Annotated in this window: 12 protein-coding genes and 1 tRNA gene; 8 read left to right on the forward strand and 5 right to left on the reverse strand. The window is 60.7% G+C overall.

Annotated features, from left to right (window positions below):
- Positions 1 to 16: 16 nt before the first annotated feature.
- Positions 17 to 466 carry a phasin gene (locus tag IB277_RS00840; protein WP_034800834.1) on the forward strand — a complete coding sequence of 150 codons (450 nt, stop codon included), beginning with the start codon at positions 17 to 19 and terminating at the stop codon, positions 464 to 466.
- Positions 467 to 655: 189 nt separating this feature from the next.
- Positions 656 to 732, forward strand: a tRNA-His gene (locus IB277_RS00845).
- A gap of 49 nt (positions 733 to 781) precedes the next feature.
- Here IB277_RS00845 and IB277_RS00850 read toward each other — a convergent pair.
- Complete coding sequence (locus tag IB277_RS00850; RefSeq protein ID WP_060516485.1) at positions 782 to 982, reverse strand: hypothetical protein; 201 nt, start codon at positions 980 to 982, stop codon at positions 782 to 784.
- Between the two features lie 248 nt (positions 983 to 1,230).
- Between IB277_RS00850 and IB277_RS00855 the strand changes: the two genes are divergently transcribed.
- Entirely contained in the window at positions 1,231 to 2,994 is a 1,764-nt protein-coding gene (locus IB277_RS00855) for an adenylate/guanylate cyclase domain-containing protein (protein WP_060584011.1), read from the forward strand.
- 31 nt (positions 2,995 to 3,025) lie between these two features.
- Here IB277_RS00855 and IB277_RS00860 read toward each other — a convergent pair whose 3' ends face one another.
- Positions 3,026 to 3,907 carry a LysR family transcriptional regulator gene (locus IB277_RS00860; RefSeq protein ID WP_034800840.1) on the reverse strand — a complete coding sequence of 294 codons (882 nt, stop codon included), beginning with the start codon at positions 3,905 to 3,907 and terminating at the stop codon, positions 3,026 to 3,028.
- A 128-nt stretch (positions 3,908 to 4,035) separates the two neighbouring features.
- Here IB277_RS00860 and IB277_RS00865 point away from each other — a divergent pair, with 128 nt between their 5' ends.
- The 3 genes from IB277_RS00865 (at position 4,036) to IB277_RS00875 (ending at position 7,902) form a co-directional block, all read left to right on the forward strand.
- Positions 4,036 to 5,532, forward strand: a complete 1,497-nt coding sequence (locus tag IB277_RS00865; protein ID WP_034800841.1) for a CoA-acylating methylmalonate-semialdehyde dehydrogenase — start codon at positions 4,036 to 4,038, stop codon at positions 5,530 to 5,532.
- A 233-nt stretch (positions 5,533 to 5,765) separates the two neighbouring features.
- Positions 5,766 to 6,857, forward strand: a complete 1,092-nt coding sequence (locus tag IB277_RS00870) for a YjgN family protein (protein WP_090294932.1) — start codon at positions 5,766 to 5,768, stop codon at positions 6,855 to 6,857.
- Entirely contained in the window at positions 6,847 to 7,902 is a 1,056-nt protein-coding gene (locus IB277_RS00875; RefSeq protein WP_090294930.1) for a M48 family metallopeptidase, read from the forward strand. The genes IB277_RS00870 and IB277_RS00875 overlap by 11 nt, the downstream gene beginning before the upstream one ends.
- Before the next feature lie 80 nt (positions 7,903 to 7,982).
- Here the strand turns inward: IB277_RS00875 and IB277_RS00880 are convergent, their stop codons facing one another.
- Entirely contained in the window at positions 7,983 to 9,002 is a 1,020-nt protein-coding gene (locus IB277_RS00880) for a Fe(3+) ABC transporter substrate-binding protein (RefSeq protein ID WP_370689548.1), read from the reverse strand.
- 213 nt (positions 9,003 to 9,215) lie between these two features.
- Between IB277_RS00880 and rirA the strand changes: the two genes are divergently transcribed.
- On the forward strand, positions 9,216 to 9,680 hold the full coding sequence (gene rirA, locus IB277_RS00885) for an iron-responsive transcriptional regulator RirA (protein WP_034801384.1): 465 nt from the start codon (positions 9,216 to 9,218) through the stop codon (positions 9,678 to 9,680).
- A 64-nt stretch (positions 9,681 to 9,744) separates the two neighbouring features.
- Here rirA and IB277_RS00890 read toward each other — a convergent pair whose 3' ends face one another.
- Entirely contained in the window at positions 9,745 to 10,200 is a 456-nt protein-coding gene (locus IB277_RS00890) for a response regulator (protein ID WP_090294929.1), read from the reverse strand.
- Between the two features lie 10 nt (positions 10,201 to 10,210).
- Positions 10,211 to 10,924: a helix-turn-helix transcriptional regulator gene (locus IB277_RS00895; RefSeq protein WP_051659566.1), complete on the reverse strand. Its 714-nt coding sequence runs from the start codon at positions 10,922 to 10,924 to the stop codon at positions 10,211 to 10,213.
- A gap of 647 nt (positions 10,925 to 11,571) precedes the next feature.
- Between IB277_RS00895 and IB277_RS00900 the strand changes: the two genes are divergently transcribed.
- Positions 11,572 to 13,167 carry an ABC transporter substrate-binding protein gene (locus IB277_RS00900; protein WP_034800843.1) on the forward strand — a complete coding sequence of 532 codons (1,596 nt, stop codon included), beginning with the start codon at positions 11,572 to 11,574 and terminating at the stop codon, positions 13,165 to 13,167.
- Positions 13,168 to 13,255: the final 88 nt, after the last annotated feature.

Genomic DNA, 13,255 nt, shown 5'->3' on the forward strand with positions numbered 1-13,255 from the left:
ACCAAGGAGCGCTTTCATGGCTACCAAGAAGACCGACGACGTATTTTCCCTTTCCTCTTTCGACCCGGCGAAGTTCACCGACAGCTTCCGCGACTTCGCGGAAAAGGGTGCCGTCCAGTCGAAGGAAGCCTATGCCAAGATGAAGACCGCTGCCGAAGAGGCAACGAAGACCGTTGAAGCAACGCTCGAAAGCGCCCAGACCGGCTCCGTCGAACTCGGTCTCAAGGCCATCGACGCACTGCGCACCAATGCCGAAAACTCGCTGTCTCACATGGAAGCGCTGCTCGGCGTGAAGTCGCTGTCGGAATTCGTCGAACTGCAGACGAGCTTTGTCCGCAAGCAGGCCGAACTCGCGGTCGAGCAGGCGAAGTCGATGCAGGAAGCCACCAAGAAGGTTGCCGAAAACGTCACCAAGCCGGGCAAGGACGCCGCTGAAAAGGCGATGTCGTCCTTCAAGAAGGTCTAAAGTCAACCGACCGCGCCGGCTGAACGATGGCGACAGACCGCTGTCGCCGAATTCTGCCATCTGCGCCCAAAACCAAGAATCCGGATGGCTTGCCATCCGGATTTTTTCCAGGATAATCTCAAGTTAAGGCTTGCAAAGCGACGGAAGTCTCCGTATGTGAGCCGCCAAGCGACTGATGTCGCTTTATGTGCGGTTGTAGCTCAGTTGGTTAGAGCGCAGGTTTGTGGCACCTGAGGTCGTAGGTTCGATTCCCACCAACCGTACCATTTCTTCCCTATACGATAGGTATCGCGATTTGCGGGGCGCCTTGCTTCGTCAGAACAGCTTGGCCAAGGCTCTGAGCGCCACCACATCCTGTACGCCATTCTGATAAAGTTCGATCAGCCGGGCGGCGAGCGCCGTTGCCTCTGCCGACTGGCGCGACAGCTCTCGCTCTCTTAGTGTTTCCTTGAAGACATCGTCGATCTTGGTGAGTTCACCCGGCAGGATCGGCCGGCCCGGTATGGACACAAGCATCCTTTCACACTCCTTTGTCGAAACGGGAGCGCGAGCCGATTGCGACCGGCGTGCTCGCAGCCATCGCCTTGAGCAAGCAGCTCAATTCCCTGTGAAGGCAACGTCGGGATACCGCGCCAGGTTCCTGTCGCGGCAATACCCAATTCGGGCTAGCGCTTGGGCGCGGGTCGGATCCGGTTCGAATGGACATAGGGCTCATCCGCCGGTAAAATTTTGCCAAGAGGATTCCCAGTAAGGCGTCGCAATCCATGGCCAAAGAATCCATCACACGGCGGCTTGCCGCCATCCTGGCTGCTGATGTCGTTGGCTATAGCCGGCTGATGGAGCGAGACGAGAAAACCACCTATACGCAACTCATGGCGCGCTGGAGCGAAGTGCTGGAACCGCTCGTCGAAACCCACCAGGGCCGGGTGTTCAAGCGAACGGGCGACGGCGTGCTGATCGAGTTTTCCAGCGCGGTCAACGCGGTCGAATGTGCGGCTGCCTTGCAGCGGGCGATGATCTCCGCCAATGCGGACGTGCCCCACGATCAGCAAATCGTGCTGCGCGTCGGCATCAACATGGGCGACATCATGGTCGCCGACAGCGACCTCTACGGCGACGGCGTCAATGTCGCAGCCCGGATCGAGGCGCTTGCGAGGCCCGGCGGCGTGGCGATTTCGGACGGGGTGCACGAATATGTGCACGGCCGCATCGATCTCATTTTCGTCGACAGCGGCCATCACGAGGTCAAGAACATCGAGCGGCCGGTGCATATCTGGAGCTGGTCGCCGGACGAGTATGCCGACGCGCCCATCAAGGTCGCCGCCGAGGTGCCACCGCAGCTTCCGAGCCGGCCGTCGATCGCCGTGCTGCCGTTCGACAATATGTCCGGCGATCCGGAGCAGGGCTATTTCGCCGACGGCATTACCGAGGACATCATCACCGATCTCTCGAAGGTCTCCGGCCTCTTCGTCATCGCCCGCAATTCCTCCTTCGCCTATAAGGGCAAGTCGGCGGATATCCGCCAGGTGAGCCGCGACCTCGGCGTTCGCTATGTGCTGGAAGGCAGCGTGCGCCGCGCCGCCAACCGCATTCGCATCAACGCTCAGATGATCGACGGCACCACCGGGGGCCATCTCTGGGCCGAGCGCTACGATCGCGGCATCGAGGATATTTTCGAGGTTCAGGACGAGGTGACGCGCACCATCGTGACGGCGCTCAAGGTGAAGCTGACGGCCGGCGAAACGGAGCGGCGCGAGGGGCGCGGCAAGGTCGACCCGGAGGCCTACGATCTGCTCGTGCGGTCGCGTCAGGCGATCCTGCGGTTCGACGCGGTATCGTCTGCGGAGGCGCGCAGCATGCTCGAACGTGCGATCGCCATCGACCCGGCGCTTGCCGCGGCCTATGCGTCGCTCGCGATCATTGCCATGACCGACTACATCAACCGGTGGAACGGTGGCACCGTCGACAATATCGAGCGCGCTCTCAAGCTTGCACAGAAGGCCGTCGAGACCGACGAGCACGAGCCCCACGGCCACCACGCGCTCGCGATTGCGCTCTGCTGGAAGCGCCGCTTCGACGAGGCCGAGCGGGCCGCCCAACGCACGATCGAGCTCGACCCGAACTCCGCCGGCGGTCACACGCAGCTCGGCACGATCAGGGATTTCCTGGGCCAGTTCGAGGAGGCCTTGCCCTTCTATACCCGCGCCCACCGGCTCGATCCGCAGTTCGACCTGGCGCTGCATTTCCTCGGCCGGACCCTGCTCAATCTCGGCCGTTTCGACGAAGCCGAGATTGCCTTCAAGCGGCGCCTGGCCTTGGCACCGCGTTCGGACATGACGCGCTTCTATCTCGCCTGTCTTTATGGCCGCACCGGACGCCATGAGGAGGCGCGGCGCTACTGGCACGAGGTCTTCGAGGTCAATCCGGACTTTTCCATCGACCACTTCAAGCGGGCGATGCCTTACCAGGATCCGGCCGTCATTCCGCGGCTGATTGACGGCCTGCGGGAGGCCGGGATTTCGCTATAGGTGCGGCGCCGACGTCAGGCGCTTGAGCGCTTCATATGAAGATCTGGTGCTCCGCGGTCACCAGTTCCTGCAGGAAGGCGACGACGGTGCGAACGCGCACGAGATCGCGCGCGCTTTCGTGATAGGTGGTCCAGTAGGCACGGCGGATGGTCGTTTCCGGCAGGATACGTTTTAGTTCCGGCGCATGGCGGGCAATGTAATTGTGCAGAATGCCGATGCCGGCGCTGGAACGCACCGCTTCCGTCTGGCCGGTGGCGCTGGAGATCTCGAACGACGCGTCCCAGCTGCGCATGATTTCGGCGGAGAAGTTCAGCGACGGCGTGAAGATCAGGTCCTCGACGTAACCGATGCGGCGGTGCTCCCGGAGATCGTCGATCGTCTGCGGCGTGCCGTGCTTTTCGAGATAGTCCGCCGAGGCGTAGAGGCCGAGCGTATAGTCGGTGAGCTTCGAGGAAACGAGGCGCCCCTGTTCCGGACGTTCGATGGTGATCGCGATATCGGCCTCGCGCTGCGACAGCGAGAAAGACCGAGGGACCGGCACGAGCTGCAGTTTCAATTCCGGATAGCGCGCCGTCAGCCGGCCGAGCCGGGGCGCGAGGAAAGAAACACCGAAACCGTCGGGTGCACCGATGCGCACCGTGCCGGCGATCGCCGTGTCGATCCGGCCGATCTGCGATTGCGCCGCCAGCATTTCCGTTTCCATGCGCTCGGCTGCCGCAAGGAAGATTTCGCCCTCGGCGGTCAGTTCGCAACCGTTCGGCCGACGAACGAGCAACCGTGTCTTCATCGCCTCTTCCAGCGCAGTCACCCGACGGCTGAGCGTGGCATGATTGACGCCGAGCCGCTTGGATGCGGCCAGGATCTGTCCGGTCCGCGCGACGGCTAGAAACATTCTGACATCGTCCCAGTTCATAGTGCGACAATCCTATACAAAACCGTTGGACTTCAATTTTTGCACAACGGTTGCTGAATATCGGAAATTGATTTGTTGAAATCGTAGTGCGATCATGCCGCCACAATCAAGATCTGGAGGAACCATTCATGTACGAACTCGGTCATTTCATCGATGGCAAGCGCGTCGCCGGCAAGAGCGGCCGCGTCAGCAACATCTTCAACCCGGCAACCGGCGAAGTGCAGGGCACCGTGGCGCTGGCAAGCGACGCGGAACTTTCGGCAGCCGTCGAAAGCGCCAAGGCAGCACAGCCGAAGTGGGCGGCCACCAACCCGCAGCGCCGCGCCCGCGTCTTCATGAAGTTCGTCGAACTTCTGAACGCCAACATGAACGAGCTCGCCGAGATCCTGTCGCGCGAGCATGGCAAGACGATCGAAGACGCCAAGGGTGACCTCATCCGTGGCCTCGAAGTCTGCGAATTCGTCATCGGCATTCCGCATCTGCAGAAGAGCGAGTTCACCGAAGGTGCCGGTCCCGGCATCGACATGTACTCGATCCGCCAGGCCGTCGGCATCGGCGCCGGCATCACCCCGTTCAACTTCCCGGCCATGATCCCGATGTGGATGTTCGCCCCGGCCATCGCCTGCGGCAACGCTTTCATCCTGAAGCCGTCCGAGCGTGATCCGTCCGTTCCGATCCGCCTTGCCGAACTGATGATCGAAGCTGGCCTGCCGGCAGGCATCCTCAACGTCGTCAACGGCGACAAGGGGGCTGTCGACGCGATCCTGACGCATCCGGATATCGCTGCCGTTTCCTTCGTCGGCTCGACCCCGATCGCCCGCTACGTCTATGGCACCGCGGCGATGAACGGCAAGCGCGCCCAGTGCTTCGGTGGCGCCAAGAACCACATGATCATCATGCCCGACGCCGATCTCGACCAGGCCGCGAACGCCCTGATGGGCGCCGGCTACGGCTCGGCCGGCGAGCGCTGCATGGCGATCTCGGTTGCCGTCCCGGTCGGTGAAGAGACCGCCAACCGCCTGATCAGCAAGCTGACCCCGATGGTCGAAAGCCTGCGCATCGGCCCCTACACCGACGAGAAGGCCGATATGGGCCCTGTCGTCACCAAGGAAGCCGAACAGCGCATCCGCAGCCTGATCGACAGCGGTGTCGAGCAAGGCGCCAAGCTCGTCGTCGACGGCCGCGATTTCAAGCTGCAGGGCTATGAGCAGGGCCACTTCATCGGCGGCTGCCTGTTCGACAACGTCACGCCGGACATGGACATCTACAAGACGGAAATCTTCGGACCGGTTCTCTCGGTCGTCCGCGCCAAGACCTACGAGGAAGCCCTCGACCTGCCGATGAAGCACGAGTATGGCAACGGTGTCGCGATCTACACCCGCGACGGTGATGCGGCCCGCGACTTCGCTTCGCGCATCAACATCGGCATGGTCGGCGTCAACGTTCCGATCCCGGTTCCGCTCGCCTACCACTCCTTCGGCGGCTGGAAGTCCTCGTCCTTCGGCGATCTCAACCAGCACGGCCCGGACTCGATCAAGTTCTGGACCCGCACCAAGACCATCACCGAGCGCTGGCCTTCGGGCATCAAGGACGGTGCCGAGTTCGTCATGCCGACGATGAAGTAACTACGGGATAAAGATCCTCCCGCCTCGGGGCCTCCTTCGGGAGGCCCTTTTTTGTTGCATTCGGCGATACGGCACAACTAACTTGCGAACCGTGGGCAAGGGTCGTGAATTGATCGCTGCTCCAACGGCAGTCTGGCGGGCGGGGGCGCACCAGACGATTTGTGTTTGATCATGTGCTGTCGGAGCGCATTGCGGCGCGCCCGATGCACAAAGGATGGACGGAGGGGCCCATCATGGTCGTGGCTGAAGCGACGTCGGTTCAAGCAGCGCCGACACGCGACGTGTCGATCGATTTTCACCGTTTCTCGTTCATGGGGAGCGGCAAGGAATATTTCGGCATCTGGATCGTCAACGTGTTTTTGACGATCGTCACGCTTGGCATTTATTCCGCCTGGGCAAAGGTCCGGCGCAACCGATACTTCTACGGAAACACGGTTCTGCTCGGCCGTACCTTCGAGTACCATGCCAAGGGCAAGCAGATCCTGATCGGGCGAGTGATCGTTTTCGGCTATCTGATCCTCTACAATCTTCTGCTCACATTCGTTCCGATCGTCGGCATCGCGTTATTGTTGCTTTCGCTCTTCTTCGTTCCCTGGCTGGCCGCACGCGGGTTGCGCTTCAGCGCACGGGTGACGAGCTACCGCAACGTCCGCTTCGACTTCGTCGGCACGATGGGCGGTGCCTTCAAGGCGTTCATTCTGGGCGGGTTCCTTTCCATTATCACCTTGGGCCTACTGACGCCGCTCGCAAGCCGATGGGTTGGGCGCTACGTCGGATCGAACCTGCGCTTTGGCGGCAGGGCCTTTGAGACCAACCCGCCGTTCGGCCCGCTCTATCGCGGCATGTTCCTGGGTGTGGGGCTTGCGCTGGTTCTTGGCGTTGTTGTCTTCGCGATCTTGATGGGAACGCTTCGCGCATCGCCAAGTTTGCTCCAATCGCTGAACGATCCGAGGTGGGGATGGGTAGGCTTGGGCGCAGGATATGTGGCGTCCATGTCTTTCTACGCAGTCATCGCGTTGTTCTACAGTGCAGCCGTGCGCAACGCCGTTTGGGGGGCGACGGTTTTTGACGGAAAACATCGGTTCCTCAGCGGTCTTTCTCGGGGCCGCTACACGTGGATCGCCATATCGAACTTCGTCGTCACCATCCTGACGCTGGGCCTGCTGCGACCTTGGGCGGCTGTCCGCATGGCCCGTTACAAATGGGCCCTGACGGGCGTAACCGTCTTTGGCGCCGTCGGAACGCTGATGAGCGAAATCGAAGCGGAAGCGTCGGCGGTTGGAGCGGAATTCATGGATTTCGAAGGGTTCGATTTTGGCTTCTAGCAGCATCGAGATCGCACGTGGCGAGTGGCATCCGGCCGGTTCCAGCCGGTCGGTGCCCTCGCGGTTGTTGGAAGAGGGGGGCAGCCTTAGGGCCGTAGACGATGCGAGCACCGAACTTGCCCGTGGCACCTTGGCAAGTGTCGATATTTCCGACCGCGTCGGAGCGATACCGCGTCGCGTCGAATTTGCAGACGGTTCGTTGTTCGAAACGCCGGACAACGAGGCAGTCGATCGTTTTCTGAAGCTGAATGGCAGGGTCAACCACATCCACGAATGGGAGCGCTTTCGTCCACGTCTCATCGCCGTCGTCGCAGCCACCGTGCTGTGCGGCGTTGCCATCTATCGCTATGCGGTTCCTGCGCTCGTTGAGGTCGCCGTCCTCGTGACCCCGCCGATCGTGCCGGAGATGATGTCGAAGGGCACGATGGAGACGATGGATCAGACACTGTTCGACAAAACGCAGCTGGCGATTGAGCGGCAGGAAAGGATCCGCGACGGCTTCAAGGCAATCGCCGCCCGATCAGGCCGCGGCGAGGCCGGTTACACGCTCAATTTCCGCAAGGGCGGTGTGGTCGGACCAAATGCGTTTGCGCTTCCGGATGGCACGCTGGTCGTCACCGACGAGCTCATCGAACTTGCCGGGGACGATACCGAAACGATCGTTGGCGTGCTGGCGCACGAGATCGGCCATGTCGAGCTCGAACATAGTCTGCGGCAGATCTACCGTGCTGCCGGCGTTGCCGGCCTCATCATGATGATCGGCGGCGATATCGGTTCGGGCGTGGACGACGTCCTGGTGCAGGGCGCTGGTCTCTTGTCGCTTTCCTATTCGCGCGGCGCGGAAACTGCTGCCGACCGACACTCGGTCGAGCTGATGCAGAAGGCAGGGCGAGATCCGACGGCGGCCGCGCGCTTCTTCGACCTGCTTGAAAAGAAGCTAGACGATCACGGCGACACCAGCATTCTCTCAACGCATCCAGGGACGCCGGAGCGGCGCAAGGCGATCCTCGACTACGCCGCGGAGTTGCGCGCCAAGGCGCAATGAGCCTCCTTGAATTTCGCTTGTTGAAACGAAAACAGCGGGCCGGTGGCCCGCTGTTCGCATTCAAGCAATTGCCTTGTTGATCAGTCCTGCGGACCGTCGTTGTAGCCGACCTTGTCGACCAGTTCCGAAGCCTTCTTGCGGTTTGCGGCGATGTCGGCGAGCGGCAGTTCGTCCGGCTTGATCGTGCCGAAGGACTTCACGACGTCAGACGGCTCGGCGCCCGGCAGAACCGGATATTCGAATACCTGCTCGGCGTAGATCTTCTGGGCTTCGCCTTCCGACAGGAATTCCATCAGCTTCAGCGCGTTGTCCTTGTTCGGGGAATTCTTGGCGAGTGCCATGCCCGAAATGTTGACGTGCGTGCCGCGGTCCTTGGCGTTCGGGAAGAGTACCTTGATCGCCGCTGCCCAATCCTTCTGTTCCGGCTCCTTCTCGTTGGTCATCATCAGACCGACATAGTAGGTGTTGCCGAGTGCCAGGTCGCATTCGCCGGCCAGGATCGCCTTGGCCTGGTCGCGGTCGCCGCCGTCAGGCTTCTTGGCGAGGTTGTTCTTGAGGCCGGTCAGCCACTTCTCGGTCTCGGCTTCGCCATGGTGGGCGATCATCGAAGCGAAGAGGCCGATGTTATAGGAGTGCTGGCCGTCGCGGGTGCAGATCTTGCCTTTCCACTTGGGGTCGGCAAGCTCTTCATAGGTGATGTCGTCCTGGGCGACGCGCTCCTTGGATGCGTAGACGACGCGGCCGCGGGTGGTGAGGCCGAACCAGTTGCCTTCAGGGTCGCGGAAATGCGCCGGGATATCCTTGTTGATCGTCTCGTTGACGACAGGCTGGGTTACGCCTGCATCCTTGGCTTCGGTCAGGCGGCTGATGTCGACGGTCAGGATCACGTCGGCCGGCGAGTTGGCGCCTTCGGCCTGGATGCGCTCGACGAGGCCCTTGTCGAGGAAGAGCACATTGGTGGTGATGCCGGTTTCCTTGGTGAAGGCGTCGAGCAGCGGCTTGATCAGGTCGGGCTGCCGGTACGAGTAGATATTGACTTCACCATCGGCCCAGGCGGCGCTCGTTGCCAGCAGGGTTGCCGTCAGGGACAGAACGCCCATCGCTGCTCTTGAAACGGACATCGCTTCCTCCATTTTCTTGTTTGAGCTAAGTTAACAAAATTCCTCATCTTTCTGACCGGAGCGCTGAAAACAGTCAATCAGGAAACCGTAAACGCTCAACAAGAAGTGATTTTTCTGGCTTTTTGGAATTGTTCCAAACTACGATCCGTCCTATATGATGAGTTCGTGAACCTCTCGATGCCGGAGTGAATGATGCGTCTGACGAAGCAAACGAACTACGCGGTTCGCATGTTGATGTACTGCGCCGCCAACGGGGAAAAGCTCAGCCGCATTCCCGAAATCGCCAGGGCTTACGGTGTTTCCGAGTTGTTTCTCTTCAAGATCTTGCAGCCGTTGACCAAGGCCGGCCTCGTTGAAACGGTGCGTGGCCGTAACGGTGGCGTGCGCCTGCCGAAGCCCGCTTCGGCGATCACGCTGTTCGACGTCGTCAAGGTGACGGAAGACAGTTTCGCGATGGCCGAGTGCTTCGAGGCGGGCGAGATCGAATGCCCGCTCGTCGACAGCTGCGGCCTGAACTCGGCGCTCCGCAAGGCGCTGAACGCCTTCTTCGAAGTGCTGCAGGGCTACACGATTGACGACCTGGTCAAGGCGCGCCCGCAGATCAACTTCCTGCTCGGTCTGGAAGAAACCAAGCGTCCGCAGACCTCGGCGGCCTGATATCTCCGAGCAACGCCCGCGCAAATGGTGCGGCATGACCTGGCGGCTGAAGTGCCGCCGGGTGTTACTCTTGCGGTAGATATTCCCGCAATATGAAGTCGATCGCAGTGGGGTCGATTTCAGCCTTGTCGATGCGGAAATCGGCGCCGTACTCCTCCAGATTCTGAAAATAGGCATCGGCGAGCGATGCTGAGATTACCCCGATCGGGCCGATATAGCCCTGATGCCGGAGGGCCGGGACCGTCTCGCGGAAATCGAGCTGCGGCCGCAGACGGTTGTCGAGCAGGATCATCGATATGGGTTTGCCCGAGCGCAGGAATGCAAGCGCATCGTCGATCGTCTGGCAGTAGTGCAGCTCGATGTCGATGCTGCTCACCTTGCGGATGAGCGCGCGCAGGATCAGGTTTTCTGCCGGGTCGTCGTCAACGAGCAGGATGTGTGCTTTTCGCGTCATGACCGAATACCCTTGCTGATGGCGGGCGTCCCGTTCGTTGGGCGTGGCGGTGCGAAACGCGGCCACGCATCGGCTGCTACTGGATGATCTGCTCTCGGATTGCCTTCGCCACCATCTGGGTGCGATTGACGACGTCGAGTTTCTTCAGGATCGTTGCGGTGTGTGAGTTCACCGTGTGCTCCGACACCGAAACGATGAGCGCAATCTCGCTTGCCGTCTTGCCATGCGAGATCCACTTGAGGATTTCGGTTTCGCGCGGCGTCAGTCCCATCCCGGCCTTGTTGGCAAGCGCGATGCGATAGAAATAGTCGAAGGCGGCGATCGCGTCATAGGCGAGCGCCACATGCTCGGCCCGGCCGATATCCTCCCCGTCTCCGAGAAAGAGCACGGCATAGCGCGCGCCGGTGGAAGCTGCGTGCACCGGTACGCTGACGAGCAGTTCGAAACCGAGCTGCACCAGCAGGTTCTGGCTGGCGTCGCAGCCGGGGTCGTCCGCCCGCCATACCGACGAGATCGCCGAGCGGTGCAGCGTCTTGTAGAACACGGAGTCGCCAAAGCGATGGCGCTTGTCGTATTCCTCCGCGAGCCCGGATGGTAGGTCGTGCAATACTAGGCGGGTGGACAGCATGCAGGCGTCGTTCTCGTTGCCGAGCTGCAGAATGCCGAAATGGCTGAAGCCGTAGCGCAATGCCATGGTATGAAAAATGCGGAAGAAATCGACGCGGTTGAGCGCCTTCTCTAGCTCGTCGCGAAGGTCGTATCGCCTGTGATTTTCCAGCAAAGCCGCCACGGACTGGCTATCCCCTTATCGTCGTGCGGCAGTTTATCCCGCGAGCCGCAGCGATCAATCGGCAAAGTGCGTTGCCGGTATTGCCGACAGGCAGGGTCATGCGCGTCCCTCGGCAAGCCCACCGAGCGACTGAAAGCTGTAAAAGGCGGCTGCCGGTCCCTCCCAAGGACGTCTGGGCACGTCGAATATCTCCCCCGAGTTTTGTATACATTTTATTGCACAATCCCGTTCGGGATTTCTACCATAGTATCTTGGGATTGACGAAAACCTGTCGAGGCCGAATCGCGTGTTCGTGCGGCCAACGATCACGGCATTCTCGGTAGGGGTATTCACCCGGAACCAAGGTGGCTTCCCCGGTGTGGCATCGCGCCGCCCAAGGGGCTGGCGGGGGAGGCTGCAGACCCTGTGGAAGTGGCCGGAACGTCGTGGATTTTAGGTGCCGCGGTGTACTGTTTTGTCAGGCGATTCTAAAACAGTGGACGAATATCCCGGCTCTACCTGCGGACGAATTTTTCGCATAGACAAATTTCTGCGGCGACTTATTGCAATGCGACGCCAAATGTCGTTCCATCCGGCCTTGACCGGGGGCAACGGCATTCCGCGTCAGGAAAACACGAGAACAAAAACAAATCTGGGAAGCAAAGCTCATGAAAAAGCTCACTACTCTGTTTGCAGCGACGGCGCTTGCCACGCTGATGGCCGGCTCCGCCTGGTCGAAGACGTTCGTTTATTGCTCGGAAGGTTCGCCAGAGGGTTTTGACCCGGGCCTGTACACCGCCGGCACGACCTTCGACGCGGCTGCGCACACGGTTTACAACCGCCTGCTCGAGTTCAAGAAGGGCACGACCGAAGTTGAGCCGGGCCTCGCCGAAAGCTGGACGATCTCCGACGACGGCCTGGTCTACACCTTCAAGCTGCGTCCGGGCGTCAAGTTCCAGACCACCGAATTCTTCACGCCGTCGCGTGATTTCACTGCCGACGACGTGGTGTTCTCCTACGAGCGCCAGCTGAAGGCTGACAATCCGTGGAACAAGTACATTGCTGGCGCTTCGTGGGAATACGCAGCCGGCATGGGCTTCCCGGAAGTCATCAAGTCGGTTGAGAAGGTCGACGACCTGACCGTCAAGTTCACCCTGACGCGCAAGGAAGCGCCGTTCCTCGCCAACATCGCGATGCCGTTTGCTTCGATCCTGTCGAAGGAATATGCCGACAAGCTGCAGGCTGACGGCAAGATGGAGCAGATGAACCAGATGCCGCTCGGCACCGGTCCGTTCGCTTTTGTCGCCTACCAGCAGGATGCCGTCATCCGCTACAAGGCAAACCCGGACTATTGGGGTGGCAAGCAGAAGATCGACGACCTCGTCTTCGCGATCACGTCTGACGCTTCGGTTCGCTTCCAGAAGCTCCAGGCTGGCGAATGCCACCTGATGCCGTTCCCGAATGCTGCCGACGTTTCGAAGATGAAGGCAGACCCGAACCTGAAGGTCATGGAACAGGCCGGCCTCAACGTCTCCTACCTCGCCTACAACACCACGCAGGCTCCGTTTGACAAGCCGGAAGTCCGCAAGGCGCTAAACAAGGCGATCAACAAGCAGGCGATCGTCGATGCCGTCTTCCAGGGTGCTGCCCAGCCGGCCGTCAACCCGATCCCGCCGACGATGTGGTCGTACAACGACAAGATCGAAGACGACACCTACGAGCCCGAAGTTGCCAAGAAGATGCTCGAAGACGCAGGCGTCAAGGACCTGTCGATGAAGCTCTGGGCAATGCCGGTTTCGCGTCCGTACATGCTGAACGCCCGTCGCGCAGCTGAACTGATGCAGTCGGACTTCGCCAAGATCGGCGTCAAGGTCGAGATCGTCTCCTACGAATGGGCCGAATACCTCGACAAGTCCAAGGCCAAGGATCGTGACGGTGCCGTCATCCTCGGCTGGACCGGCGACAACGGCGACCCGGACAACTTCCTCGACACGCTTCTCGGCTGCAACGCTGTCGGCGGCAACAACCGTGCACAGTGGTGCAACCAGGAATTCGATGCTCTCGTGAAGAAGGCGAAGGAAACCTCTGACCCCGCAGAGCGCACCAAGCTCTACGAAGAGGCGCAGGTCGTCTTCAAGCGCGAAGCGCCGTGGGCGACGATCGACCACTCGCTCTCGGTCGTGCCGATGCGCAAGAACGTCGAGGGCTTCGTTCAGAGCCCACTTGGTGATTTTGCCTTCGACGGCGTGGACATCACCGAGTAATTTAGTTAACTGATCCTTAAGGGGGCGTTTGCCAAGGGCAAGCGCCCCTCTTTGCATCCACTATAGCGACCCTGAGTTCCGGCTGGAG

It is taken from the genome of Ensifer sp. ENS07 (genome assembly GCF_014852185.1).
Taxonomy (GTDB): Bacteria; Pseudomonadota; Alphaproteobacteria; order Rhizobiales; family Rhizobiaceae; genus Ensifer; species Ensifer adhaerens.